Genomic DNA, 24,958 nt, shown 5'->3' with positions numbered 1-24,958 from the left:
TCGGGGCGCCGTTCTTTTTTTGCGGAAAGCGGGGCCGGATCCCGGCGCCGCTACCGCTTGCGCATCGTGCGGATGTTGTCGCCGACGAACAGCACCAGGCCGGCCCAGATCGCCGCGAAGCCGATCGCCTTGGCGGTATCGAACGCTTCGTGGAAGAAGAACACGCCCAGCAGCAGCTGCAGGCTCGGCGCGATGTACTGCAGGATGCCGACCAGCGACAGCGGAATGCGCTTCACGCCGTAGGCAAAGCCGATCAGCGGCACGGCCGTCACCGCACCGCCGAAGATCAGCAGCAGGTCGTTGCGCCAGCCCCAGCCATGGAAGAACGCGCCGCCATGGCCGTTCTCGGCCCAGATCGCGAACGCCAGCGCCGGCAGGAACAGGTACATGCTCTCCACGCCCAGCCCGGCCACCGGATCGACCGAAACCAGCTTGCGCAGCAGCCCATACAGGCCGAACGAACAGGCCAGGCCCAACGCGATCCACGGCGGCGTGCCCGCATCGATGGTCAGCCAGGCCACACCCACCGCCGCCATCGCCACCGCCACCCACTGCAGGCGGCGCAGGCGCTCCTTCAGCACCAGCACGCCCAGCAGCACGTTCACCAGCGGGTTGATGAAGTAACCCAGGCTGGTTTCGATCACATGGCCGGCGTTGACCGCCCAGATGTACAGGCCCCAGTTGAACGCGATGGTCAGGCTCGACACCAGCAGGATCGGCAGCGCGCGCGGCTGTGCGGCGATCTTCTGCCACCAGCCCAGGCGCGAACTGAGCAGCAGCCAGCCCAGCACCAGCACGGTGCTCCAGATGATGCGGTGTGCGATGATCTGGAACGAGGGGACCTCGTTGAGCAGGTGCCAGTACACCGGCACCAACCCCCAGATCACGAAGGTGGACGCAGTGACCAGCAGGCCCCGGCGTTGTTCTTTCTCGTCCATGCTCATTTCTTTCGTGTCCTTGCCATTGTCAGCACCACCACACCCAGAAGAATCACCGCCATGGCGAGGAAGTCCCGCCATCCAAAGCGTTCACCATTCAATGCAGCGCCCAGCAGCACCGCAATCACCGGATTGACGTACGCATAGCTGCCCGCCAGCGCCGGGCGCACGTTCTGCAGCAGCCATACGTAGGCGGTGAACGCGACGATGGAGCCGAACACGCACAGGTAGGCCATCGCCAGCAGGCCGCCGGTGTCGGGCAGCGTGGTGGGGCGTTCGCCCACGGCCAGGCCGATCAGCACCAGCAGCACGCCGCCGCAGATCATCTGACCGGCAGCGGTCATGAACGGGCCCGGCAGGTCCAGGCCACGTGACCACACCGAACCGAACGCCCAGCCGATCGGCGCGATCAGCAGCAGCACCAGCCCGGTCGGTGAGGCGGTCAGGCTGCTGCCGGCATTGAGCCAGACCACGCCGACAAAGCCGACCGCGATGCCCAGCCATTCACCCTTGCTGGCATGTTGGCCGCGCAGCGCCGAGAACAGCGCCATCCACAGCGGCACCGAGGCAACCGCGGTGGCGGCCAGGCCCGAAGACACCTCACGCTCGGCCAGCACCACCATGCCGTTGCCCAGCACCAGCATGGTCACGCCCATCACCACCAGGTTGCGCCACTGCCGCAGGGTCGGGTTCGGCATCTTCCAGAACAGGCGCAAGGCCAGGAACATCAGGCCACCGGCAATGATGAACCGGCTGCCGGAGACCATCGTCAGCGGCAGCGCGCCGCCGTGCAGGGCCTTGGCGATGCCCAGGTAGGTCGAGCCCCAGACCACGTAGACCAGCAGCAATGCCAGCGCGACAAGGCCACCCCGGGGGGCAGCCGCAGACGAAGAAGGGGGAGCCGACATGACACACCAGGGAGCCGGGGGAAGGCGGATTCTAGGACGTTTTGAGTATGGTCCGGGACCCCGGACGGTGGCACGCTGTCATCCATCCATGCACCCTGCTCTGGTCTGCTACCCCGTGTTGACGGCCGATGCAGTACCAAGAGGGCTGCCCGGCCGCGCCGCCCCAAGGCCGGGCGCCGTTTTCCCTGCGCACGGACGCGCCGCATCGAGGATTCCCACCCAGATGAGCACCACGTCCCAACCTGCCGTACCCGCAAATGACCGCGCCGCCCTGCGGCGGTCGATCTCCAACACCCTCAAAGGCTCCGCCGGCAACCTGGTGGAGTGGTATGACGTCTACGTGTACTCGGTGTTCGCCGTGTACTTCGAATCGCAGTTCTTCTCGCCGGACGACAAGAACTCCACCATGTACGTGTGGGCGATCTTCGCCGCGACCTTCCTGATGCGCCCGATCGGTGCCTGGTTCTTCGGCCGCTTCGCCGACCGCCATGGCCGCCGCCTGGCGCTGACCGTCTCGGTCACGCTGATGGCGCTGTGCTCGTTCCTCATCGCCATCACCCCCACCGCTGCCAGCATCGGCATCTGGGCCGCCGTGATCCTGCTGTTCGCACGCCTGCTGCAGGGCTTCGCCACCGGTGGCGAGTACGGTGCCAGCGCCACCTACATGTCCGAGGCCGCCATTCCCGGCCGTCGCGGCTTCCTGTCCTCCTTCCACTACGTCACCCTGGTCGGCGGCCATGTGCTGGCCCAGCTGACCCTGCTGCTGATGCTGACCTTCTGGGGCAAGCCGGAGATCTCCGAGTGGGGCTGGCGCATCGCCTTCGGCATCGGTGGCATCGCCGCGGTGGTGGTGTTCTGGCTGCGCCGCGGCATGGACGAATCGCTGTCGGAGTCGTCCATCGAAGCCGCACGCGAAGGCAAGGCACAGAAGTCCGGTTCAATGTACGAGCTGTTCGTGCACCAGTGGCGGCCGCTGCTACTGTGCTTCCTGATCACCGCCGGTGGCACCGTGGCCTTCTACACCTACTCGGTGAACGGCCCGAAGATGATCCAGAGCGCCTTCGCCGGCAACGACCCGATGACCGGCACCCTGATCAACCTGGGCGTGCTGGCGTTCCTGATGGTGCTGCAGCCGGTCGGCGGCTGGCTGTCGGACATCATCGGCCGCAAGACCCTGCTGGTGTTCTTCGGCGTCGGCGGCGTGCTGTACAGCTGGTACCTGATCACCCAGCTGCCGCACCAGCATGACGCCACCCTGGCCTTCCTGACCCTGGCCATGGCCTTCGTCATCCTCACCGGCTACACCTCCATCAACGCGGTGGTGAAGGCCGAGCTGTTCCCCACCCACGTGCGTGCACTGGGCGTGGGCCTGGGTTACGCGCTGGCCAACTCGCTGTTCGGTGGCACCGCCCCGCTGCTGTACCAGGGCGCGCTGAAGACCGGCCATGTCGACTGGTTCGCTATCTACGTAACCGCCACGATCGCGGTATCGTTGGTGGTCTATGTGTTCTTCCTTACCAACAAGGGCCCGAACTGGCTCGACGGCACCCGCAAGTAAGCGCGTTGCCGTAATTGCGGCCACCGGTGCAATGCCGGTGGCCGCTGCGTCTCCCGCCACGCCACTGATGTGGATCGCGGCGACGCTGGCCGCAACCACGGCACTGGCCTGGCTGCTGCGCCGCCCCAACGCACAGGCCGCATGGCCACGCATCGGGTTCGGGATCGCCCTGCTGGTGTTCTGCGGCGCGCTGGCGCTGCAGCTGGCGGTGGACCTGGGCAGCGGCCACAGCTCGCTGCAACTGCGCCTGCACCGCGGCATCAACGCAGGATCACCGGTTGGCCTGCGTACGATGGTGGCGTGCTATCTGGCCGCGCTCGCGGCTGGTGGCTGGGGCGCATGGACGCTGTTGCGCCGGCGCTGATGAGCGCGCGATCGTGCCGGCCACTGGCCGGCACTACTTCAGCGGCGGGCCGCTTCGCTCTTGTCGCGCGCGCCGCGGAACTCCGATTCCTTTTCCCACGTCGGCCAGCGGCGGCTGTTGGCCAGCTCGGCACCCAGGTCGTAGACCAGCAGGGTATCGGCGGCGTGGCCGCTCGGGTCCCAGCTCGGGGTCCAGGCATCGCAGGCCTGGTGGTAGCAGTCGGCGAAGTACTTCTCGCGCAGCGCGCGGCCGGCTTCAACACCGCCATCCAGCTTGTCCAAGCCCGGGCCGATGGTGATCGCCGGCACGCCCAGGCGGGCGAAGGCGAAGTGGTCGGCGCGGTAGAAGAAGCCCGCTTCCAGGTTCGGGTCCGGGCTGTAGCTGCGGCCGCGGGCCTTGGCCACGCGTTCCAGATCGCCTTCCAGCGACACCCGGCCCTTGCCCCACGAAGCGATGTCGCGGGTCGGGCCATCCGGGCTGAACATTTCGATGTTCAGCACTGCGGCGGTCTTGTCCAGCGGCGCCAGCGGGTGCGCGGCGTAGTAGCTGGCGCCCAGCAGGCCCTTCTCTTCGGCGGTAAGGGCCACGAAGTACAGCGTGCGCTGCGGCTGCGGGCCGGCGGCGAACACGCGGCCCAGTTCCAGCACCGTGGCCACGCCAGTGGCGTTGTCGATCGCACCACGGCGGATGCGGTCGCCCTTGGCATCGGCCTGGCCGATACCGAACGCATCCCAGTGCGCGGAGAAGATCACGGCCTCGTCGGCGTGTTCACCACCGGGCAGCTTGGCCACCACGTTGCGGGTCACCACCTGCTCGCGCTTGAGCGCGAAATCCACGCTCAGCTTCGCGTTGTCCAGTGCTACCGGGCGGAAGTCTGCACGCATCGCCTTGCGCTTCTCGGTATCGAAGTCGAGGCCGGCGTCGGCGAAGATCGCCTCGGCCAGTTCGCGCTGCATCCAGCCGCGCAGCGGCGTGTGCTGCGCCATCGCCTCGGCCTGGCCGCGCTCGATGTCGAACAGCGGCGAGGTGCCCGAGCTCTTCACCGTGGCCCAGCCATACGCAGCCGGCGCGGTCTCGTGCACGATCAGCACGCCTTCGGCACCACGGCGCGCGGCTTCCTCGAACTTGTAGGTCCAGCGGCCGTAATAGGTCACCGCCTTGCCATCGAACGCGCCCGGCGCATCGGCTTCGAAATCGGCGTCATTGATCAGCACGACGGCGATCTTGCCGTGCAGGTCCACGTCCTTGTAGTCGTTCCAGTGGCGTTCCGGCGCATCGATGCCGTAGCCGACGAACACCAGCGGCGCATCCTTGATCTGCACGCGCTTGCGCGGTTGCAGGCTCTGCAGGGTCACGTCCACGCCGTTGGCCAGCGCGCGGCTGCCCTGCTTCAGCGACAGGCTGGCCTTGGCCGGGCCCTCCAGCTGAGCGCGCACCAGTGGCACCGGCTGCACCCAGCTGCCATCCACGCCACCCGGCTGCAGGCCGTAGCTGCGGAACTGCTCGATCAGGTACTGCACCGTGCGCTCTTCGCCCTCGGTGGCCGGCGCGCGGCCCTCGAATTCATCCGACGCCAGCACGCGCACGTGGCGCGACAGTGCCTGCGGATCGATGCCGCCACCGGGAAGGTCATTGGCCGCATGGGCCAGGCCACCGACGAACAGGCAGGACGACAGCAGCAACACGCGCATCGGATTCACGGCAGTACCACGGCTAGCTTGGAAGTCACCAGAGTGTAACGTGGTCGTGACATCACGGCGCAGCCTGGGGCGGCGTCATCCGCGCATGGCGTGGATCTACCTGCTGATGCGATCCAGCCAGCATGCCAGGCCCTGCGCGTTGAGTTCGATGTCCATCGCCAGCACCGCAGTCACCGCCGCATCGTCCAGCGCACAGCCATGCAGCTGTGCACGTTCCAGGTACAGCGCCTGCAGTGCGGCCAGCAGGCAGCGGTGACGGTCCGGCCGGCCATCGCACTGGCGGCCGATGGCGGCCATCGCATCGATCTGCTCGAACAGGTCGTCGGCCAGTTTTTCCACCTGCTCCACGCGCCCATAGTGGGTCAGGTACATCGCCTGCGGTGCGTAGCCCAGCATGCGCCGGATCGAGGCCTTCATCGCCTCCGGGTCGAACTGCACCGGCGAGGAGGTCGGGAAGATGAAAGCGCCCTGTGCGCTGTCCAGCTCGCGGTAGGAGATGCCGAACGTATCGCCGGTGAACCAGCTGCGGCTGCGCGCATCCCACACGCAGTAGTGGTGCAGCGCGTGGCCCGGCGTGTGCAGCAGTACCAGCTCGCGGCCAGCCAGATCGATGCGGTGGCCGTCTTCGGCCACCACCACTCGGTGCTCTGGAATGGCCTCGATGCGGCCATAGCTGCGAGCGATTTCCTCGGCGCCGTATACCGCCGTGGCACCCGCAATCAGCCGGGTCGGGTCGATCATGTGCGGCGCACCACGCGGGTGCAGCACCGCCTTTGCATTCGGCAGCTGCTGCATCAGCAGGCCCGCCCCCCCGGCGTGGTCCAGGTGCACGTGCGTGAGCAGCAGCCAGTCCACGGCGTCCACGCCCAGGCCGGCGTCGGCCAGCGCCTGCAGCATGGCCGGCACGGAAAGGCCGGTGCCGCAGTCGACGAACGCGGCGCGGCCGTTCTCAACGATCAGATAGGCCGCGTCGAAGTCGGGACGCTGGAAGCCGGTATCGATGGTGTGGATGCTGGGGTCGGCGGTCATCGGCACGCACCTGGCAGGATCGGGAACAGACACAATGGTAGGCGCGCAGGCGGCCCGGGTTCGATGCGGCTTTGGTCGGAGGGCGCTCTTCTGTAGTGCCGAGCCCACGCTCGGCTGCCATTCTGCCAGGCATCAGCCGAGCATAGGCTCGGCTCTACAGAGGGCACGCGAAGTCGAGCATGGCTCGACTCTACAAAGGCGGGGCTACCGGTCCAGCCAGCGCGGCCGCAGCATCAATGCCAGCACCAGCACCGCCAGGAACGCGCCGTAGGCATACAGCACCGCCAGCACCTGTGGCCAGATGGGTCCGGCGCCGGGCTGCACCACGCCGATGCGGTAGCCCCACAGCATCGACACGATGCTCAGGGCGAAGGCCAGCACCAGGGTGGTGCTGTCGAACAGGCGCCGCCGCGGGGTACGCGGCTGGCGCGGGAACAGCCAGTACAGGCTGCCCAGCAGCAGGAACCAGGGCAGGAACAGCAGCAGCGACAACCAGGCCATCGCAGACTCCATGTCATCGCGCCGGAGGCGCGCGGACATCATGCCACGGCTGCTGTGCTCCCCTGTAGAGCCGAGCCATGCTCGGCTGGGCAGCAACGCAGCCGAGCATGGGCTCGGCTCTACAACAGCCTCCGGTCAGGCCGCTTCGCGTAGCGCGGCCAGCGCGGCCAGCACGGCGTCCACTTCGGCTTCCAGCTTGAACAGTTCGCTCTGCAGCTGGTCGCCCTGCTCGGCCTGCTTGATCACCGCGATCAGCTGGCCGGCATCGCGCGGCGAATCGAAGCCTTCGCTCTGGATCAGCAGGGTGCCGTCACCGGCGGTCAGCTTGAAGTAGAAGCGGCCGTCCTTCTCGCGGTACTGCTTGAACAGCGGCGGTGCCACGCGGGCCACGCCGGCATCCTCGCTGGCGATGTCGCCGGCGCTGGACAGGTCACGCAGGCCCACCGCGTGGCGCAGCTCTTCCAGCAGCGGTGCCGCCAGCTGCTCGCGCAGCTGCTGGCCACGGCGCTTGAGCAACGCTTCGATTTTCTCCGGCTCGGCCATCAGCGCGTTGTAGCGCTCGCGCAGCGGCGACAGCTCGCTGTCGATGCGCTCGAACAGCTGCTGCTTGGCATCACCCCAGCTGATGCCGGCGGCGAACGCCTTGGCGAATTCGGCAGTCTGTTCCGGGGTGGCGAAGGCCTGGTACATCTGGAACAGCGCCGAGCCCTCGGTGTCCTTCGGCTCGCCCGGTGCGCGCGAATCGGTCAGGATCGAGAACACCAGCTTCTTCAGCTCCTCGCGCGGCACGAACAGCGGAATGGTGTTGTGGTAGCTCTTGCTCATCTTGCGGCCATCCAGGCCGGCCAGCGTCGCCACCTGCTCGTCGATCACCACGTCCGGCAGCGGGAAATACTCCTTGCCGTACACGTGGTTGAAGCGCTGGGCGAAATCGCGCGCCATCTCGATGTGCTGGATCTGGTCACGGCCCACCGGTACCTGGTTGGCCTTGAAGATGAGGATATCGGCGGCCATCAGCACCGGGTACATGAACAGGCCGGCGCTGACGCCTGCATCCTCGTCCACGCCTTCCTCGCGGTTCTTGTCCACCGCCGCCTTGTAGGCGTGCGCGCGGTTGAGGATGCCCTTGCTGGCGATGGCGGTCAGGAACCACATCAGCTCGGTGGTCTCGCGGATGTCGCTCTGGCGGTAGAACCACACGTGTTCCGGGTCCAGGCCGCAGGCCAGCCAGCTGGCCGCGATCTCCAGGGTCGCGCGCTGGGTGCGCTGCGGGTCCTGGGACTTGATCAGGCTGTGCAGGTCGGCCAGGAAGAAGAAGCTCTCGATCCCCGGCGCGCGGCTGGCCGCGATGGCCGGACGGATGGCGCCAACGTAGTTGCCCAGGTGGGGCGTGCCGGAGGGGGTGATGCCGGTAAGGACTCGGGTCGTCATGACTGCGTGGGGTAACCTTCGATGAACGGGGCCAGTTTACCTTGCACGCCACCAACCCCGTCAGGGCCCGCGGCGCGTTCATTCACGCAACCCCGCTGGAGACGCCCGATGAAACGCCTGCTACCCCTGCTGCTGATCCTGCCCCTGGCCGGCTTCCGCCCGGCTCCCATGCCGCCGCCGGTGTACGAGGGCGGCCCCGTGCGCATGTCCCTGGTCGACCGCGACCGCGGTACCGAACTGCGCAGCTATCCCGCCGAGGGCCAGCGCTGGGTGGCTGGCGAGCGCGGTCACCGCTACGCCGTGCGCCTGTACAACGACAGCCCGCGCCGGGTGCTGGTGGTGCTGTCGGTGGACGGCGTCAACGCCATCTCCGGCGAGGATGCCGATCCCTCGCAGACCGGCTACGTGCTCAACCCCGGCCAGCGCGCCGACATCACCGGCTGGCGCAAGAGCCAGGACGAAGTGGCGCAGTTCGTGTTCAGCAGCCCCAGCGGCAGCTACGCCAGCCGCACCGGGCGCCCGGACAACATCGGCGTGGTCGGCGTGGCCGTATTCGAAGAGGCGCGTCGCTGGCGCCCCGAGCCGATCCTGCGCCGTGGCCTGCCGCTGCCGGCCCCGGCCGCGCAAGCCGAGGCTGCCGCTGATGCCAGTGCCAGCCGCATCGAGGGCTATGCCAGCAAGTCGCAGGCCCCTGCGCTCGGCACCGGCCACGGCGCTCGCGAACAATCGTCGGTACGCGATACCGACTTCGAACGCGCCAGCCGCAGCCCCGCCCAAGTCCTGCAGCTGCGCTACGACAGCGCCCGCAACCTGCGCGCACGCGGCATCCTGGTGGATTCACCCTCGCGCCTGCCGCGCGAGCCCCAGGCCTTCCCCAACCGCTACGTGCCGGACCCGCCGGCGCGCTGATCCTCCCGCCCAGACAACACAACGCCCGCAACCTCTCGGTGCGGGCGTTGTGTTGTGGGGGAAACCGAAGCGCTTACTTGTAGTCCGGGTAGTCCTTGCTGACGCTGTCCTGGAACTCACGGACTTCCTTCTCGGCGCGGTCCTTGGCCCAGCCATAACGTTCCTGCAGGCGACCGGCCAGATACTCGGCATTGCCCTCGGCCACATCGAAATCGTCGTTGGTCAGATCGCCCCACTTGGCCTGGGCCTTGCCCTTCAGCTGCGACCACTTGCCGGAAATGATGTCTTTGTTCATTGCTGGGAATCCTTGGCTGCAACGGCGTTCTTACCGTGGCTCCAGCTTCGCGCAGCAGCTGTTGGGTACGGGTCAACCGACCATGAAAACACTGCTCACTTGCTTGAATGGTTCACTACGCTTCGACATCACGCAGTGAAAAGCACGCACAAAAAAGGCCGGGGATGTCCCCGGCCCTTTCTCTTTCCGTTTCGTGCAGGGCTCAACGGCCCTTGGCGGTGTCTTCAACCTTTTCGCCCGCCTTCTGCACGTCCTTGCCGGCACCGGCAATGGTGTTGCAACCGGCCAGCAGGGCCACCGAGAACATCGACAACAGCATCAGGGCAACTACGCGCTTCATGGGCTTCTCCTTGGGTTCGCCGCTATACCGCTTCATTCGCGGATGGGATTCTTTCGCTCGGCGGGAGGGCACCAATGCCCACTGCCGCCGCGTGAAGTGCAATCTGGCGGCAGGGGCGTGGAGCGGGTGTGAACGGTTCGGCAATCCGTTCAGCAGGGGCGGTCAGTCGCGCATCAGGGTGGACTTGCCGAACAGGCTTTCGACCAGGTCAACGGCCAGTTCGGCGGTGGCATTCTGCTTGTCCAGCAAGGGGTTGAGCTCAACGATGTCCAGCGACCCCATGCGCCCGGTGTCGGCGATCATTTCCATCACCAGCTGCGCCTCACGGTAGTTCACCCCGCCCGGCACGGTGGTGCCCACGCCCGGTGCGATGCTGGGGTCGAGGAAGTCCACATCGAAGCTGACATGCAGGTGGGTGTTCTCGTCGATACCGGCCAGCGCCGCTTCCACCGCGCGCTTCATGCCGTTCTCGTCGATGTAGCGCATGTCGTAGACATCTACCTTGTGGGTCTTGATCAGGCGCTTCTCTTCCGGATCCACCGAGCGGATGCCGATCTGGTGCATCTGCGACGGGGTGATCGCCGGTGCGCTGCCACCCAGCTGGGTCAACGCGTCCGGGCCGAGGCCGCACAGGCAGGCCACCGGCATGCCGTGGATGTTGCCCGAGGGGGTGACATCGCTGGTGTTGAAATCGGAATGCGCATCGAGCCACAGCACGCGCAGGGTCTTTCCCTGCTCGCGGCACCAGCGCGCCACCGCAGTGATCGAACCGATGCCCAGGCAGTGGTCGCCGCCGAGCATGATCGGCATGCGCCCGGCCTGCAGTTCGGCATAGCTGGCTTCCATCAGCGCGTGGTTCCACGCCACCACTTCATCCAGGTGCCGGTAACCTTCCACCGGCGCGGTCCACGGGTTGCGCGGACCATCCAGATTGCCCAGGTCGCGCACGTCCACGCCACGCGCCTCCAGCGCCTCCGGCAGCCCAGCCACGCGCAGCGCTTCCGGCCCCAGCCGTGCACCGCGATGGCCCGCACCGACATCGGTGGGAACGCCAATCAGGGATACGGAGATGGGATGGGCCATGGGTGCCTCCTGCGCGGAAAAAGAAGCACAGTCTAGCCAGAGCTGTGTGACACCACTCGCGGCGGTGCAGCAGGGCATTGGCATGGCATGATGCCGCGCGGACCCGACCGTCCTTCATGGAAGATTGCGATGTCGCCCTTCATCAATACCGCATGGCCACGCTTCTTCATGGGCGCGCTGCCCATTGCCGCTTTTGCGGTTCTGTTGAGCAGCTCGATCGATGCGTCGCCGAACCGCTGGCTGATGCAGGCGACGCTACTGCTGGTGCCGTTCTCGACCCTGGTATTCCTCGGGTTGGGTTGGCAGCGTCTGCGCAAAGCACACGCCGAACACCCGATTCTGAAAAGCGAGCTGCCCCGTGTGGCGACGGCGTTGATCGGCAACGTGAAGGTGGCGGCGCTATGGTTCGGCCTGACCTTCGTTGGTATGTTCGCCCTGATGCTGGCGTGGGTGTTGCTGTATAGGTCCTGCGGCTGAAGCCTGCCCCAGCCCGCTGCGCGCTCAGCTTCCGCGGTGGCGAACAGGCGTCACGCTCTGCACCTGGCCGTTGTTGCGCATCATGCACAGGAAGCGGCCATCGGGATAATCGATGATCAACTCCTGATAATCGCTGCCCACCGGTAGCTGAGTCACCAGCGTGCCTTGCGCACCCTTGCGCATATTGCAGGAACCCAGCGCGGTATCCCCCGCCGGCGCGCTGTTGGCCGCCTTGGACACATTGCGGAAGACCGCACGGCAGCCACCATTCACCCACACCGAATGCCGCGACAGGCCCCAGTTCTGGCCTTGTTCGCAGCGGGTGTGGCTGAGCTGGCGCACGATTTCCACGTTGCCACGGGTATCCATGTCGCACGACACCTGCTGCTGGCCGGTGGATTCGCAGGTGACTTCGCGCGGCAGCGCCGCGTCGTTGTCGTCATCGTGGCGACGGTGGTCGCGATGTTCAGACGGTGCGGGCGTTCCACTGGCACTGACCTGGCAGATGCCATTGGCGCCGCCTCGGCCGGTATAGCTGATCTGCGGCGTGCCGTCCTCGTTGCTGCTGATCGACAGCGTGATGCCGCTGTTGGCATCGCGTGCTTCGGAATAGCGGTCGTTGAAGCGTTTCACCGTGGCCTCGCGGCCCTGCACGTAGACCGGACCGCCTTCGTCGGCGTGCACGTCGATGCCGCCTGGGCAGCTGGCGTTGAAGAACGGTACCGCAGCCATGGCCGGGGCCACGCAGGTGGTGGACAAAAGTGCGACGGTGAGCGACAGGGCATGGCGACGCATGTGCGGATCCCGAAGGGGCCCAGGGTGGGCGTGTGGCGGCAGTATGCGGTGGGGCGTTGCGGGCTGTCCGTGAGGAACATCAAGATCCAGGCGGCGCGCGTGGGGATTCATGTCTGGTAGGGTGTTCTGGAAGCCCTGCCGGGAAAGTTGAGCCAGCTTTACTTTCTGGGCCTTAAAGGGCCGTGCGACAGCAATGACGCACCAGAATTCGTCGTTGGTTGCAGTCCTGCGCGATATGTCGCTTCTGGCATTGCCATGGTCGAAACGGGCCAATTGCGATAATTCATTTTCCCTTTCAGATCACCCGATGCCATCGAAACAAACGACTGGCAGGCGGTGATTTCACGTGCGCATGATGAATCGCCACCTGCAAAGGTGGTCGGGACTTCCAAGCCTGTGTTGTCAACGATGTATACGCTTGCCAGCCGGCGTCGTCCTCCCAAGTACGGCGCCGGCTGGCAATCCGTTCGCCGATCGACGGCGGGCGGTGCGTGGGGGCCTCGTGCCCGCCGATTCGTTGACCCGGTCTTGGAAGCCACGCATCGCCCGCCACCCTCTTCGGGTGGCGCCTCTGTTCCCGACGAGGATGCCCGCATGCCCAAGACTCATCACCCGTACCTGACTGCCACCCTGGGCGAGGCGGCCCTGCGCCTGCCGCCCGAACTGGCGCAGCCGTTGGAGGCCGCTTTCGCTGCCGCCAACGAGGCCCCTGCGCCGATCAACCTGCCCGGCTGCCTGCAGCGCATCCAGGCCGGTGACGCCGCCGATGGACAGCCGTGGCCGGGACCGGCAGGCACACCTGGCGACGTCGTGGCTGCCGCACGCAGGGAGCGCGCCGCAGTGGGCCTGGTGTCGCTGCTGGAGCTGTACCACGCCGCAGAGCGCGTGCGCGTGGACGGGGAAGAGAAAGACGATATCGGCGATGGCACGCGCGAAGGGCTGATATTGGCCTGTCGGGGGCTGGCGGAGTATGTAGCGTTGCAGGTGGGTAGGGCTCAATAATGCGGAACATTGAGATCCCCGTTGCACAGGTTCACAACGTCACTGCCGTGGCTATCGAATCGAGCAGGCCCGCTTCTGGAATGAGCACACCTTATCCAAACCTGAAACCTGTTCTCGTTGAGCTGCGACTGGACGAAGTGGATTCGCGCGGCGGCGCTGTTCCCGAGTTGATCGCCTCCACCGCGCGCCCCATGGCGCTCTCCATGAGTCCCCGACTCACGTGGTACAGCTTCGTCTTGAATGACAGAACCATGACCCGGATCCGTCCCGGCACTCGGACGAACTGCACGATCTCATTCATCAACCATGACGGTGCGAAGGAGGCATTCCCCTATGGCACATTGGCCGCCTTCGGAGACGGATCGTCGACAAGAGGGTTGATCCGCATCATCCGGTTTGATTGAAACTGTTCGCGCCAGACTACCGGGAGTTCGAAAGACGGGATTGTGTCAACCACCCCTCGCCGCACGTGTGCATGGAGATGTAGTAAACAACGGGAGATGTGGCTGCACCTTGAGCACCCGCACCTCTGGGAGAAGCGATGAAAGGAGTCGTACTCGCCGCATTCGCCGCCTCCATCCTGGCAGGCTGCGCCGCAACAATTGGATTGCCACAAGGCATCCCTCCGGATGGCTACACCGAGCTGGTGTCCACGCCTCTCGGTCCATTCCGCTACTTCCGATCCCTGTCCACTGTTCCGGGGCGCAAGGACCTGCCCGCTCTGGAATCGGTTCACTGCGCCAGCACCCAGCACGAAATCCTGCTCTTGATGGCTGCAGGAACACAGATTGACGTTGCCGATACCTGCATGCGCATTGATGCAGCAGCGAAATTCTCCGAATCATGGATAGAAGCAAAGGCGAACAGATACCGGATCCTTCTCGCGCCAACGGATACCGCCGCGACGATACAGTCGCGTACTTTTGGATCGTTCTCGGGTGGGAAGACGTTGGCACTTGCGGCTTCGATACATGACGACCGCGAACGGACGGTTGCGAACCTTGTCGATCTGGTCGCACACGAGACATTCCATGCGCTAGGTCATGCCACAAGGCACCCTCAGGCGCTTGATGAACGCATCGCCTACTACGCCGGACTCTGCGCACAGCTTCAGGTAAATGGCGTTGTTCGAGAGGATTCGCTACCTGGAGCCGCCATCGGCACGGACGACGCTGCAGTGCAGCTGTCTTCGCAAGCAGCCTATCGTGTCCGTCTCGAGACCTATCCCCTTCTCGCCGATGGCCGCATTCAACTCAAGGAGCAATCCGGCGAACGTATGCTCCAACGTTGCAGTCAACTCAAAAGGGGCATTGCGGTGCCACGGTGAACTTGCCTGCAGGCTCCCATTCTTCCCCAGAACGGCAACGCACAAAAAAACCCGCCATTGCAGCAGGTTGATTGTTCTCCGTGGACATGTGCGGATGCCAAGGGATCGAAGATGGTGCCGCTTATCCGAATCGAACGGATGACCTACTGTTTACAAGACAGTTGCTCTACCAACTGAGCTAAAGCGGCATGGGTGGTGCACCCGCGGCAGTGCCGCGGTCCGGGGATTCTAGCGCAACCTTGCGCATTCCAGCGACCGGCTCTGTGCCGCGCCGCTGCGCTGCTGGGCCTGGGCCGGCTGCGTACCCGCGGCCAGCTGCCCTTCCAGCCACCATTGGCCGGCGTCGCCGCTGGCCACCAGGCGCGGCTGGAAGCCGGCGGCCTGCACGGCGGCCATGCGTCGCTCGGCGCCTTCGCGGTTGCGGTACTGGCCCAGCGCCACGGCGTTGATGTCCTCGCCCTGGCTGATGATGTAGTAGTCGCTCAGGCCGGCGGCGACGATGCGCTTCACCGTGGCCTGGGCTTCGTCGCGGTTGGCGGCGGCGGGCAGCATCACCCGGAAACGGGCGCTGCCGCTGGCGGCGGGCTGTTCGCGCAGGCGTACCTGACTGATGACGCTGCCGGCCTTGCCCTGTGCACTGGTCGCGGCAGCGCGGTCGGCGAACGGGCCCAACGCCACGCAGCGCGCCGGTTCGGCAGCCACGGGCCGGGTTGCGGGTTTTTCCGGTGCCGGTACGGGTGCAGGCGGTGTTACGGGCTTGGCAGCGGCAGCAACCGGCGTAGCCTCAGCCACCTGCGGCTTGGCAATCTCCGGCCTGGCCGGGGCGGCGGGCGCCGGCGTGGCAGCCACAGCCGTCTTCTCGGCCGGTTCGCGATCCATCAGCGGCGCAACAGGTGCGGCAGCAGTGGCATCGGCGGCCTCAGCCGCATCAACGCCACCGGGCACCCAGCGCAGCTCGGCGACGCCGGCCGGTTGCGGCGGCGGCGCAGGCGGTTGCGGCGCATCGCGCAGCAGCCACCAGCAAGCGACGCCAAGATTGAGGATGGCCAGTACGACGATCAGGGCACGGGTCAGCATGCGCGGATACTAGCCTGCGGGCTGGTGCACCGCCCAGCGGGCGAGGCCATCCAGCACCAGCGAGGGGTGGTAATCGGCGCCGGGCAGCAATGGCATCAGCGCCGGTGCGCCGCCACCATGCACCAGCAGCGAGGGCGCAACACCCAGCAGCGTCTGCGCCTGCTGTGCGCTGCGTTCGATCAGTGCCACCGCCGCACCATCGCAACCGGAAGCCAGCGCATCGGCGGTATCGTTGGCGAACTCGCTGTAGTCACCACCGGTAGCCGGCAGCTGTACGGCACGGGCGTGCAGTGCTTCGCGCATGGTGGTGGGCGATGCGGAAATGCGGCCACCGTGGTGCTGGCCATTGGCGTCGAGCAGATCAATCGTCAGTGCGGTGCCCACCCCGACCACCAGCACCGGGCGCTGCGACTTGGCCGCGGCCAGCAGGGCCAGGAAGCGGTCGACGCCGAACTTCTCCGGCTTGGCATAGGCAATGCGCACACCGGCGCATTCGGCGCTGGTGCGCACCACGTGCACGTGCTCGAAGCGACGCTGCAGCTGGTCCAGCATGGCGCTGGTCAGCGATGGTGCGGCCACGCTGGCCACGAACGCGGTGGTGCCGCTGGGCAGACTGTGCGGCGGCTGCCCGGCCATGCCTTCGGCGCCATGCGCCCAGGCCTGCACGTCACCGGCACGGTCACCCTGCAACGGCGCGAACTTGAACCGCGAGTTGCCGAGGTCGAACAACCAATCGCTCATGCCGCCCTCACGCTGACTTCGCCGGCGTGCAGCAGGCGCTCGCGGCCATCGATGCGCACGCGCAAGGCGCCGTCATCGGCCAGGCCGAGCGCGGTGCCATGCTGCCACTGCCCTTCCAGTTCCACCCGTACTTCGCGGCCGGCCAGCATGTCGAACGCGGCGTAGCGCGGCAGGAACGGAGCGAGACCTTCGCGATCGAACTCTTCCAGCGCCGGCAGCAGGCGCGTCAACACGGCCGCAACGACCCCATTGCGGTCCACCGGCTTGCCAGCCAGCGTGTCCAGATCCACCCACGGCTGGGTGATCTGCTCGGCGAACGACGGCGGCATGTGCGTGTTGATGCCGATGCCGATCACCGCGCGCGCCGGGCCGGCGTATTCGCCACCGCCTTCTGCGAGCAGGCCGACCAGCTTGCGCTTGCCATCAACGATCAGGTCATTCGGCCACTTCAGCTGCGCCTGGGTGTAGCCCAGGTCGTGCAGCGCTTCGGCCACGGCGATGCCGGCCACCAGGCTCAGCCCGGCCAGGCGGCCGAGGCCGCCGGAGAACAGGCGCAGCACCGACAGGTAGATATGCGCGGCCAGCGGCGACGCCCACGTACGGCCGCGACGGCCGCGGCCGCCGGTCTGGCGTTCGGCCAGCAGGACGCTCACCCCGCGCAGGGGCGCGCTGCAACGCAGCAATTCTGCGTTGGTGGAGTCCACTGTCCAGGCCACCTGCAGGTCGTGCAGCAGGGCCTGAACGTGGGCGGGCAGGCCGGCGCGGATCGCGGCCGGGTCCAGCAGGTCGACCGGGCGGGTCAGGCCATAGCCCTCGCCAGCGCGGCCCTCGATGTCCACACCGGCGGCCCTAAGTCCTTGAATACGCTTCCAAATGGCCGCCCGGGTCTGACCCAGCTCACGGGCCAGGGCGTCGCCGGACAGGCGACCGGCAGCGAGTTTGGCCAGCAATTGGCGATCGTCCACGGCAGCTTCCACGAAGTCAGAAAGGAATTATGCGGGAAAGCCGCCAGCGACGCCCGCCACCGGTGGGCCGCAGGGGCTTCCAACCGGGTGCCGGGTTCGGGCTAGAATCGGGAACTCACCTTCCCTTAACGTGGATGTCGTCAATGCGCCGTTATGCCCATTGCCTGATCCTGCTGACGATGCCCTTCGCGGCGTCTGCGACAGCAGCGCTGGACGACAGCCGTGGGGCATGCGTGTCCTCCAATGGCGATGCCGCCTCGCAGCGCGCGCCCACCGCCAGCGCATCGGCTGCCAGCACCAAGGCGGCACCGGTACGCCCGGCTGCCAGCACCACCACCGGCGGCGGTGGCAGCGACGACGACATGCTGCCGCGCATCCGCGCGCCGAAGTGGCACAGCTACCTGCCGGGAATGTTCCGCTGATCAAGTCGTTGCTGCAGTGGCTGCGGCCTGCACCGCGGCCGATTGACGATGCACTTTGGGAAGACGCCTGCCAACGCGCGGCGTGGCTGCACGGCCTGGATGACGGGCGTCGTGGGCGACTGCGCCTGCTGGCCACGCGCTTCCTGCACGAGAAGACCATCACCCCGATCGGCGATCTGCAGCTGCAGGCCGGCGATGGCGTGCTGCTGGCCGCGCTGTGCTGCCTGCCGCTGCTGGAGTTCGGCGAAGTGGGACTGGAAGGCTGGTCGCAGCTGATCGTCTACCCCGACGCGTTCCGCGTGCACCGCAGCCACATGGATGCGGCCGGCGTACTGCACGAGTGGGATGACGAACTGATCGGCGAATCGTGGGACAGCGGTCCGTTGATCCTGTCCTGGGCCGATGTGCAGGCCGACCTGTCGGCGCCGCACGAGGGCTACTGCGTGGCGGTGCACGAGATGGTGCACAAGCTGGATGCGCTGGATGGCGCGATGGACGGCACGCCGCCGCTGCCGCGGCAATGGCAGCGCGAATGGGCGGCTACGTTCCAGCAGGCTTACGATGCCTTCTGTGCGCAGGTGGACGCGGGCGTGGAAACGCTGATCGATCCGTACGCGGCCGAAGCGCCGGAAGAGTTCTTCGCGGTAGCGAGCGAGTATCACTTCTCGGCGCCGGATCTGCTGCAGCAGGCATTGCCGGAGGTGGCCGCGCAGCTGCGGCGGTTCTATGGCGAGCCGCCGACGATGGTCGGCTGATTCACTACCGCAGCTTATGTAGAGCCGAGCCATGCTCGGCTGCATTTTGCGGAGCAGTCGAGCATGGCTCGACTCTCCACAAGGCTACGGCCCCGGCGGCAGGCGCACTTCGAAACGAGCGCCGCCCAGTTCCTCGGAGCGGCCCACAGTCAGTTCGCCGCGGTAATCCTTGATCAGGTCCTGCACGATCGACAGGCCGATGCCGTGGCCCTGCACGCGCTCGTCGCCACGCACGCCACGCTGCAGCACCTTGCCGATGTCGTCCGGGGCAATACCCGGGCCATCGTCGTCCACCGCCAACAGCAGGCCGGCGCGACGCGCGTTCGGTGCCGGCAGCGGCTGCGCGGTCAGCAACACGCGGCGGTTGGCCCACTTGAAGGCGTTTTCCAGCAGGTTGCCGAGCAGTTCCTGCAGGTCGCCCGGTTCGCCGTGGAAGCGCGCGGCCGGGTCGATGTCGAATTCGCACAGCACGCCCTTGGAGGCATAGACCTTTTCCAGGCCACGCACGATCTCCTCGGCGTTGGATTCAATCGGCAGCGGCGCGGAGAACAGCTTGTGGCCCGACGACGCAGCACGTGCCAGCTGGTACGAGACCAGGTTGTTCATGCGCTGCAGCTGCACGTCCAGCTCCTCGCGCAGGGCGCCGTCCCCGGCGCCGCTGTCCATCTGCGTGCGCAGCACGGCGATGGGCGTCTTCAGGCTGTGCGCCAGGTCGGCCAGGGTGTTGCGCTGGCGCTCCAGGTTCTCGCGCTCGCTTTCAATGAAGGCGTTGATGCTGTCGGTCAGCGGTTCCAGCTCGCGCGGGTGGCGCTCGCTCATGCGCGCGGTCTCGCCGCGCTGCACCTTGGTCAGCTCGGTGATCACGCGACGCAGGGGCCGCAGGCTCCACTGCAGGATGACGGTCTGCAGCAGCAGCAGGATCAGGCCGATGCCACCCAGGTAGAACCAGACCCGGCTGCGGAACACCCGCAGCTGTGCACCCAGCGCGCGCGAGTCTTCCATCACGTAGATGCTGTACGGGAATTCGGTGGCGGGATCAGCGTCGGCATCCCACACCAGGCCCAGGCCATAGCGGTACACCGAGCCCTGGCTGCCGTCGATCTGGATCATCGGCAGCGGGCCTTCGAACACTTCCTGACGCGGCGCCAGCAGGCCGCCGCCGACGGTGGGCAGCATCGGGCCTTCGGCGGACATCGAATTGCCCTTGCCGTGCGGCATCACCACCTGCAGGTACAGGCCGCTGCCCGGCACGTCGAAGCGCGAATCCGGCGGCTGCTCGCGGATGTACAGCGAGCGGTCGCGGGTGAAGTCGATGCCGGCCGCATAGGCGGTGGCGTAGTTCTTCAGGCGCTCGCGCAGGTTGGCCTTCGCCGTATCGGCGAAGGCGGCGTCGAGCGCGTAGCCGGCCAGGGCCAGGAACGCGACCAGACCCACGGACGCGGCGAACATCTGGCGCGCCTGCAGGGAGCGCGGCCGCCAGCGTCGGAAGAACCACAGACGGCCGGACATCGTGTTATCGCCAGGGTGAGCCGGCTCAGCCCTCGTTGCGCGGAATCGCGAAACGGTAGCCGCGACCGCGCACGGTCTCGATCGGCTTCAGTTCGCCATCCGGGTCCAACTTCTTGCGCAGGCGGCCGATGAAGACCTCCAGCACGTTCGAGTCGCGGTCGAAGTCCTGCTGGTAGATGTGCTCGGTGAGGTCGGCCTTGGAGACCAGTTCACCGGCGTGCATCATCAGGTACTCCAGCACCTTGTACTCGTAGCTGGTGAGGTCGACATTGCTGCCGGCCACGCTGACCGTCTGCGCAGCCAGGTCCAGGGCAACCGGGCCGCATTCCAGCGTCGGCTTGCTCCAGCCAGCGGCACGGCGCAGCAGCGCGTTGACGCGGGCCAGCAGCTCTTCGACGTGGAACGGCTTGACCAGGTAGTCGTCGGCACCCTGCTTCAGGCCCTCGACCTTGTCCTGCCAGCTCGAACGCGCGGTCAGGATCAGCACCGGGAACTTCTTGCCTTCGTCACGCAGGGCCTTGATCAGCTCCATGCCCGACATCTTGGGCAGGCCGAGGTCGATGATGCCGACATCGAACGGAACTTCGCGCCCCATGTAGAGGCCTTCCTCGCCGTCCTGCGCAGCATCGACGGCAAAGCCTTCGCGCTTGAGCCGGGCTGCCAGGGTCTCACGCAGCGGGGCTTCGTCTTCGACCAGAAGGATACGCATGAACTCTCCCTAGTGTCCTGGGTGTGGCCCGGAGGCCTGTGGGGTACGGGTTGATAGCGACAACTATCCCTGTTCAGGGGTTATCGCCGCGTAGTGATGACATATCCGACCGCGGCGTGCGCGGCTGTGAACGCGACGGGGCGGGGTCGTCCATGTAGCGGACCCGGCCCCGATCGTCCATGTACTTCACCCGGTTGATATCACGACCATCGAACGGCACGCGCTCGGCGCCGAGGATGTGGCCGCCGGTGGTGCGCTGCACGCGGCGCACGGCATCGGACAGCGACCGCTCGTCGCCACGGTTGCCACGCTCGCCCCGCTCCATCATCTCCGCGCGCCCCTGATCGCCACGCGGCGGCTGTTGCGCCAGCGCCGAAGACAGCGGCGCAGCCGCCAGCACCACGCAGGTGGCCAGGGCAATGCGGCAATGGAAGGGAGCGGAAGACATCGATGCGATCCTAGCCGAGCACGGCGATTCGTTCAAAAGTCGTAAATCCGGGAGCCGGGTGCGGGACCCGGCCTTTACAATTCCTTTGCAAATTCTTGGTTTAGGGCAGTGAATCCGATCTGAACTTTTCCGGGTGATGCCGCGAGTCGTTCATCTAGGTGAACATTCGGGACGAAAGCGCTGGCCTTGTCAAGCCAGGAATGTGACGAGCATCACGCTGCGGCGCGATCGGCATCGCGTTCGGTGACCGCCAGCGCCTGCTCGACCAGGGTCCAATCCGCACCCGGGCGGTGTGCGCCCTCGCTCAGCACCTGGCGGAACGCGCGGCCACCGGGCTGGCCGTGGAACAGGCCCAGCAGGTGGCGGGTGATGTGCTTGAGCGCCAGACCTTCGGCCAGCCGCGCTTCCACGTAGGGGCGCAGCGCGCGCAACAGGTCGCCACGCGGCTGCAGGGGGGCGCCGGTGTGCAACGCCTCCAGCTGATGCAGCAGGTAGGGGTCGTGGTAGGCCGCGCGGCCCAGCATCACGCCATCGACGTGCGCGGCCTGCGCCTGCACCGCCTCGATGCTGGCCAGGCCGCCGTTGATCACCACCGGCAGTGCCGGGCGCTCCTGCTTGAGGCGGTAGGCCCAGTCGTACTTCAGCGGCGGAACCTCGCGGTTCTCCTTCGGCGACAGGCCCTTGAGCCAGGCATTGCGCGCATGCACCACGACCATGCTGGCACCGGCGGCGACCTGGCGGTCGACGAAGGCGGCGAACACGTCGTAATCGTTGTCTTCGTCCACGCCCAGGCGGCATTTCACCGTCACCGGGATGTCGACCGCATCGACCATCGCCGCCACGCACTCGGCCACCAGCACCGGCTCGCGCATCAGGCAGGCGCCGAAACGCCCGGCCTGCACGCGGTCGGACGGGCAGCCGCAGTTGAGGTTCACTTCGTCGTAGCCCCACTCGGCGGCGATGCGTGCGGCCTGTGCCAGCAGCGCCGGATCGCTGCCACCGAGCTGCAGCGCCAGCGGCTGTTCGCTGGCATTGAAGCCGAGCAGGCGCTCGCGGTCGCCATGGATGACCGCGTTGGCGTGCACCATCTCGGTGTACAGCCGCGCGCCCGGCGCCAGCACGCGATGGAACACGCGGCAATGGCGGTCGGTCCAGTCCATCATCGGGGCAACGGACAGGCGCAGGGAATCGGCGTAACGGGCGGTGGCGGACGTCATCGGAGTGTTGATCGTGGAGACTGGCATTGCCAGTGAGATCAATAGTTTACACCGCCCGGCTGAATGCGCCCGGTCAGTCGCGCGGCAAGCGCCGGTTGGGCCAGGTTCCCGCTGACGGCCGGGGCGGGCTGGGCGGCGGCAGCGGACGCTTCCTGCCCTCGGGGAGCTTGGGGTTTGCGTTCTCCATGGATACGACCAGCGGGTCCAGCGCAGTACGCCACGCATTGACGCAGATGCCAATTGAACGGTGTATCCTTTTGGATACGATTCGTGGATGGCAACCCTCTAGGCAACAGAGACGTTCACGCGCTGGCTGCGCGGGCTCAACGACAGCGGCGCCCGAGCAGTGATCGTGGAACGCCTGCAGCGGGTCTCCCGCGGTCTCGAGGGAGATGTTCGATCAGTGGGTCATGGCGTGAGCGAACTGCGAATCAACCATGGGCCGGGATATCGCGTGTATTTCACACGTCGCGGAAGATCCATCGTCGTACTCCTGCACGGTGGCGACAAGTCGAGCCAGCGTCGCGATATCGAAAAAGCGGTCAGGCTCGCGGATCTGCTGTAGCCACCATTTGATTCCATGCCGTTGCCAGGACTCTCCCCATGAGCAAGCTGAAGACGATTCCCTTCGATCCCGCAGACTATCTGGATGATGACGTCGCAATCGCCACCTATCTGAGCGAGGCCTTGGCAGCAGGTGATGCGGGCCACTTCCAGGAGGCGCTCGGAACTGTGGCGCGCGCCCGCGGCATGGGCGGCGTTGCCGAGGTCTCTGGTCTTGGACGCGAGAGCCTGTACAAGGCGCTGCGTCCCGGAGCACACCCACGCTTCGAAACCGTGCAGCGGGTACTGTCAGCGCTCGGGGTGCATCTCATCGTGCAAGCCGACAAGCAACCCGCTGGCACCGCCTGATCGCTGCCGCTGCGCCCGCCGGGCATGGCCCGGCGCTACCAGCATGCCCTACGCGATCAATGCGCCCCGCGCGCGCCACCCACCTGCTCGATCAGCGTCTGGCTGGCTGCATTGAGCCCCACCACCGTCACCTCCGCACCGTGCGCAGCCAGCTTTTCCTGCGCCCGCTCCAGCGCGGCCACAGCAGTCAGATCCCACAGGTGGGCATCGCGCAGGTCAATCTGCACCTTCGGCGCCACGTGCTGGTAATCGAACGCCGCACCCAGCTGCCCCGCCGAGGCAAAGAACACCTGCCCACGCACGTGGTAGACCTGTGTGTCACCAGCATCGTCGCGCTGCACATCCAGCATACGGCCCACCTTGCGCGCAAAGAACAGCGCCGACAGCAGCACGCCACTGAGCACGCCCTTGGCCAGATCGTGGGTAGCCACGGTGACCACCACGGTCAGCAGCATCACCGCAGACGAGCTGCGCGGATGCGTGCGCAGGTCGCGCAGCGAGCGCCAACTGAAGGTGCCGATGCTGACCATGATCATCACCGCCACCAGCGCAGCCATCGGGATCTGCCCCACCAGGTCGCCGCCGTACACCACCAATGCCAGCAGCAGCACGCCCGCCACCAGGCAGGACAGGCGGCCACGGCCACCGGAGGTCACGTTGATGATCGACTGGCCGATCATCGCGCAGCCAGCCATGCCGCCGAGGAAGCCGGTGACCGTGTTCGCCACGCCCTGGCCGACACATTCGCGGTTGCGTTCGCTGGGCGTCTCGGTGATGTCCTCGACAATCTGCAGGGTCATCATCGATTCGAGCAGGCCGACCACGGCCAGCGTGGCCGACACCGGCAACAGGATGCGCAGCGTTTCCCAGGTGAGCGGCACATCGGGAATGAGGAAGTGTGGAAGGCTGTCTGGCAGCTGGCCCATGTCGCCGACGCTGCGCACGTCGATGCCGAAGCCGATCACCACGGCGGTGAGCACCACGATCGCGACCAGCGGCGAGGGTACGGCGCGGGTGATACGCGGCAGCAGGTAGATGATCGCCAGCGCCGCCGCGCACAGCACGTAGACCCTAGGGCCGCGGCCAATCAGTTCCGGCATCTGCGCGAGGAAGATCAGGATCGCCAGCGCGTTGACGAAGCCGGTGATGACCGAACGCGAGACGAAGCGCATCAGCGAGCCGAGCTTGAACACGCCGGCCAGCACCTGCAGCAACCCGGCCAGGATGCTGGCGGCGAACAGGTACTGCAGGCCGTGGTCCTTGACCAGGTCGACCATCACCAGCGCCATTGCACCGGTAGCGGCGGAAATCATGCCGGGGCGGCCACCCGCGATGGCGGTGATGACGGCAATCGAGAACGCGGCATACAGGCCGACCTTGGGGTCGACGCCGGCGATGAGCGAGAAAGCGATGGCCTCGGGAATCAGGGCCAGGGCGACGACGATGCCGGACAGCAGGTCGCCACGGAGGTTGCCGAGCCATTGCTGGCGCAGGGGATAGGACGTTTGCATGGGAGAACTCCGCACGCACGGGCATGGGGCCACGT

General features: G+C 66.6%; 29 protein-coding genes and 1 tRNA gene. 11 read left to right on the top strand and 19 right to left on the bottom strand.

The window, feature by feature from the left end; genetic code table 11:
• Nucleotides 1-50 precede the first annotated feature (50 nt).
• Together rarD and yedA are read right to left on the bottom strand one after the other, a co-directional pair.
• Nucleotides 51-944, bottom strand: a complete 894-nt coding sequence (gene rarD / locus GOC52_RS01270) for an EamA family transporter RarD (RefSeq protein WP_019338652.1) — start codon at nt 942-944, stop codon at nt 51-53.
• A complete protein-coding gene (gene yedA / locus GOC52_RS01265) occupies nt 941-1,846 on the bottom strand; it encodes a drug/metabolite exporter YedA (protein WP_054170750.1) in 906 nt (301 codons plus the stop codon). Before yedA ends, rarD begins: the two co-directional genes overlap by 4 nt.
• Before the next feature lie 223 nt (nt 1,847-2,069).
• On the opposite strand from yedA, the gene GOC52_RS01260 reads away from it, so the two are divergent.
• Together GOC52_RS01260 and GOC52_RS01255 are read left to right on the top strand one after the other, a co-directional pair.
• Nucleotides 2,070-3,404 (top strand): MFS transporter, encoded by a 1,335-nt coding sequence (locus GOC52_RS01260; RefSeq protein ID WP_010486964.1) that lies wholly within the window; start codon nt 2,070-2,072, stop codon nt 3,402-3,404.
• A gap of 31 nt (nt 3,405-3,435) precedes the next feature.
• Entirely contained in the window at nt 3,436-3,768 is a 333-nt protein-coding gene (locus GOC52_RS01255) for a hypothetical protein (protein WP_238794415.1), read from the top strand.
• 38 nt (nt 3,769-3,806) lie between these two features.
• Here GOC52_RS01255 and GOC52_RS01250 read toward each other — a convergent pair whose 3' ends face one another.
• From GOC52_RS01250 to GOC52_RS01235, 4 genes are all read right to left on the bottom strand, one after another.
• Nucleotides 3,807-5,459, bottom strand: coding sequence for a M28 family metallopeptidase (locus GOC52_RS01250; RefSeq protein ID WP_191851391.1), 1,653 nt, complete (start codon nt 5,457-5,459; stop codon nt 3,807-3,809).
• A gap of 105 nt (nt 5,460-5,564) precedes the next feature.
• Nucleotides 5,565-6,497 carry an MBL fold metallo-hydrolase gene (locus GOC52_RS01245; protein WP_191850478.1) on the bottom strand — a complete coding sequence of 311 codons (933 nt, stop codon included), beginning with the start codon at nt 6,495-6,497 and terminating at the stop codon, nt 5,565-5,567.
• A gap of 204 nt (nt 6,498-6,701) precedes the next feature.
• Nucleotides 6,702-6,998, bottom strand: coding sequence for a hypothetical protein (locus tag GOC52_RS01240; protein WP_049409948.1), 297 nt, complete (start codon nt 6,996-6,998; stop codon nt 6,702-6,704).
• A 135-nt stretch (nt 6,999-7,133) separates the two neighbouring features.
• Nucleotides 7,134-8,429: a tryptophan--tRNA ligase gene (locus GOC52_RS01235; RefSeq protein ID WP_054170747.1), complete on the bottom strand. Its 1,296-nt coding sequence runs from the start codon at nt 8,427-8,429 to the stop codon at nt 7,134-7,136.
• Nucleotides 8,430-8,537: 108 nt separating this feature from the next.
• Between GOC52_RS01235 and GOC52_RS01230 the strand changes: the two genes are divergently transcribed.
• On the top strand, nt 8,538-9,338 hold the full coding sequence (locus GOC52_RS01230; protein WP_053442384.1) for a hypothetical protein: 801 nt from the start codon (nt 8,538-8,540) through the stop codon (nt 9,336-9,338).
• 73 nt (nt 9,339-9,411) lie between these two features.
• Here the strand turns inward: GOC52_RS01230 and GOC52_RS01225 are convergent, their stop codons facing one another.
• From GOC52_RS01225 to rocF, 3 genes are all read right to left on the bottom strand, one after another.
• Complete coding sequence (locus GOC52_RS01225; protein WP_004137109.1) at nt 9,412-9,633, bottom strand: CsbD family protein; 222 nt, start codon at nt 9,631-9,633, stop codon at nt 9,412-9,414.
• 202 nt (nt 9,634-9,835) lie between these two features.
• A complete protein-coding gene (locus tag GOC52_RS01220) occupies nt 9,836-9,973 on the bottom strand; it encodes an entericidin A/B family lipoprotein (RefSeq protein ID WP_008266021.1) in 138 nt (45 codons plus the stop codon).
• Between the two features lie 162 nt (nt 9,974-10,135).
• On the bottom strand, nt 10,136-11,056 hold the full coding sequence (rocF, locus tag GOC52_RS01215; protein ID WP_107378954.1) for an arginase: 921 nt from the start codon (nt 11,054-11,056) through the stop codon (nt 10,136-10,138).
• A gap of 129 nt (nt 11,057-11,185) precedes the next feature.
• On the opposite strand from rocF, the gene GOC52_RS01210 reads away from it, so the two are divergent.
• Nucleotides 11,186-11,533, top strand: a complete 348-nt coding sequence (locus tag GOC52_RS01210) for a hypothetical protein (protein ID WP_010486978.1) — start codon at nt 11,186-11,188, stop codon at nt 11,531-11,533.
• A 24-nt stretch (nt 11,534-11,557) separates the two neighbouring features.
• Here the strand turns inward: GOC52_RS01210 and GOC52_RS01205 are convergent, their stop codons facing one another.
• Entirely contained in the window at nt 11,558-12,328 is a 771-nt protein-coding gene (locus GOC52_RS01205; protein WP_053442382.1) for a DUF3011 domain-containing protein, read from the bottom strand.
• A 594-nt stretch (nt 12,329-12,922) separates the two neighbouring features.
• Between GOC52_RS01205 and GOC52_RS01200 the strand changes: the two genes are divergently transcribed.
• From GOC52_RS01200 to GOC52_RS01190, 3 genes are all read left to right on the top strand, one after another.
• The gene (locus GOC52_RS01200; RefSeq protein ID WP_191850476.1) at nt 12,923-13,330 is read left to right on the top strand and encodes a hypothetical protein; all 408 of its coding nucleotides are present in this window, start codon (nt 12,923-12,925) and stop codon (nt 13,328-13,330) included.
• An 80-nt stretch (nt 13,331-13,410) separates the two neighbouring features.
• Nucleotides 13,411-13,734 carry a hypothetical protein gene (locus GOC52_RS01195; protein WP_191850474.1) on the top strand — a complete coding sequence of 108 codons (324 nt, stop codon included), beginning with the start codon at nt 13,411-13,413 and terminating at the stop codon, nt 13,732-13,734.
• Nucleotides 13,735-13,871: 137 nt separating this feature from the next.
• Nucleotides 13,872-14,657: a hypothetical protein gene (locus GOC52_RS01190; protein ID WP_191850472.1), complete on the top strand. Its 786-nt coding sequence runs from the start codon at nt 13,872-13,874 to the stop codon at nt 14,655-14,657.
• Between the two features lie 112 nt (nt 14,658-14,769).
• Here GOC52_RS01190 and GOC52_RS01185 read toward each other — a convergent pair.
• The 4 genes from GOC52_RS01185 to birA all read right to left on the bottom strand — a co-directional run bounded on the left by GOC52_RS01185 (nt 14,770) and on the right by birA (nt 17,440).
• Nucleotides 14,770-14,845, bottom strand: a tRNA-Thr gene (locus GOC52_RS01185).
• Nucleotides 14,846-14,885: 40 nt separating this feature from the next.
• Nucleotides 14,886-15,734 (bottom strand): SPOR domain-containing protein, encoded by an 849-nt coding sequence (locus GOC52_RS01180; protein WP_191850470.1) that lies wholly within the window; start codon nt 15,732-15,734, stop codon nt 14,886-14,888.
• Between the two features lie 9 nt (nt 15,735-15,743).
• Nucleotides 15,744-16,475 (bottom strand): type III pantothenate kinase, encoded by a 732-nt coding sequence (locus tag GOC52_RS01175; RefSeq protein ID WP_043401841.1) that lies wholly within the window; start codon nt 16,473-16,475, stop codon nt 15,744-15,746.
• On the bottom strand, nt 16,472-17,440 hold the full coding sequence (gene birA, locus GOC52_RS01170) for a bifunctional biotin--[acetyl-CoA-carboxylase] ligase/biotin operon repressor BirA (RefSeq protein ID WP_100447387.1): 969 nt from the start codon (nt 17,438-17,440) through the stop codon (nt 16,472-16,474). Before birA ends, GOC52_RS01175 begins: the two co-directional genes overlap by 4 nt.
• A 143-nt stretch (nt 17,441-17,583) precedes the next feature.
• On the opposite strand from birA, the gene GOC52_RS01165 reads away from it, so the two are divergent.
• Nucleotides 17,584-17,862, top strand: coding sequence for a hypothetical protein (locus GOC52_RS01165; RefSeq protein ID WP_010486993.1), 279 nt, complete (start codon nt 17,584-17,586; stop codon nt 17,860-17,862).
• Nucleotides 17,829-18,617, top strand: a complete 789-nt coding sequence (locus GOC52_RS01160; protein ID WP_029380115.1) for a M90 family metallopeptidase — start codon at nt 17,829-17,831, stop codon at nt 18,615-18,617. Before GOC52_RS01165 ends, GOC52_RS01160 begins: the two co-directional genes overlap by 34 nt.
• A gap of 84 nt (nt 18,618-18,701) precedes the next feature.
• On the opposite strand, the gene GOC52_RS01155 is transcribed toward GOC52_RS01160, so the two are convergent.
• The 4 genes from GOC52_RS01155 to dusA form a co-directional block, all read right to left on the bottom strand.
• On the bottom strand, nt 18,702-20,126 hold the full coding sequence (locus GOC52_RS01155) for an ATP-binding protein (protein ID WP_191850468.1): 1,425 nt from the start codon (nt 20,124-20,126) through the stop codon (nt 18,702-18,704).
• Nucleotides 20,127-20,151: 25 nt separating this feature from the next.
• Nucleotides 20,152-20,835 (bottom strand): response regulator transcription factor, encoded by a 684-nt coding sequence (locus tag GOC52_RS01150; protein WP_004136763.1) that lies wholly within the window; start codon nt 20,833-20,835, stop codon nt 20,152-20,154.
• A 73-nt stretch (nt 20,836-20,908) separates the two neighbouring features.
• Nucleotides 20,909-21,283 (bottom strand): hypothetical protein, encoded by a 375-nt coding sequence (locus GOC52_RS01145; protein WP_191850466.1) that lies wholly within the window; start codon nt 21,281-21,283, stop codon nt 20,909-20,911.
• A gap of 212 nt (nt 21,284-21,495) precedes the next feature.
• Nucleotides 21,496-22,527, bottom strand: coding sequence for a tRNA dihydrouridine(20/20a) synthase DusA (gene dusA, locus GOC52_RS01140; protein WP_191850464.1), 1,032 nt, complete (start codon nt 22,525-22,527; stop codon nt 21,496-21,498).
• A 286-nt stretch (nt 22,528-22,813) separates the two neighbouring features.
• On the opposite strand from dusA, the gene GOC52_RS01135 reads away from it, so the two are divergent.
• A complete protein-coding gene (locus GOC52_RS01135) occupies nt 22,814-23,065 on the top strand; it encodes a type II toxin-antitoxin system RelE/ParE family toxin (protein ID WP_227199608.1) in 252 nt (83 codons plus the stop codon).
• A gap of 38 nt (nt 23,066-23,103) precedes the next feature.
• Nucleotides 23,104-23,412 (top strand): addiction module antidote protein, encoded by a 309-nt coding sequence (locus GOC52_RS01130; protein WP_049480012.1) that lies wholly within the window; start codon nt 23,104-23,106, stop codon nt 23,410-23,412.
• A 56-nt stretch (nt 23,413-23,468) separates the two neighbouring features.
• Here the strand turns inward: GOC52_RS01130 and GOC52_RS01125 are convergent, their stop codons facing one another.
• Entirely contained in the window at nt 23,469-24,923 is a 1,455-nt protein-coding gene (locus GOC52_RS01125; RefSeq protein ID WP_191850462.1) for a SulP family inorganic anion transporter, read from the bottom strand.
• Nucleotides 24,924-24,958 lie beyond the last annotated feature (35 nt).

Source organism: Stenotrophomonas sp. SXG-1 (assembly GCF_014083965.1).
Taxonomy (GTDB): domain Bacteria; phylum Pseudomonadota; class Gammaproteobacteria; order Xanthomonadales; family Xanthomonadaceae; genus Stenotrophomonas; species Stenotrophomonas geniculata.
Note: the sequence above shows the minus strand (reverse complement) of the source record. Positions and strands in the feature narration are given on the sequence as shown.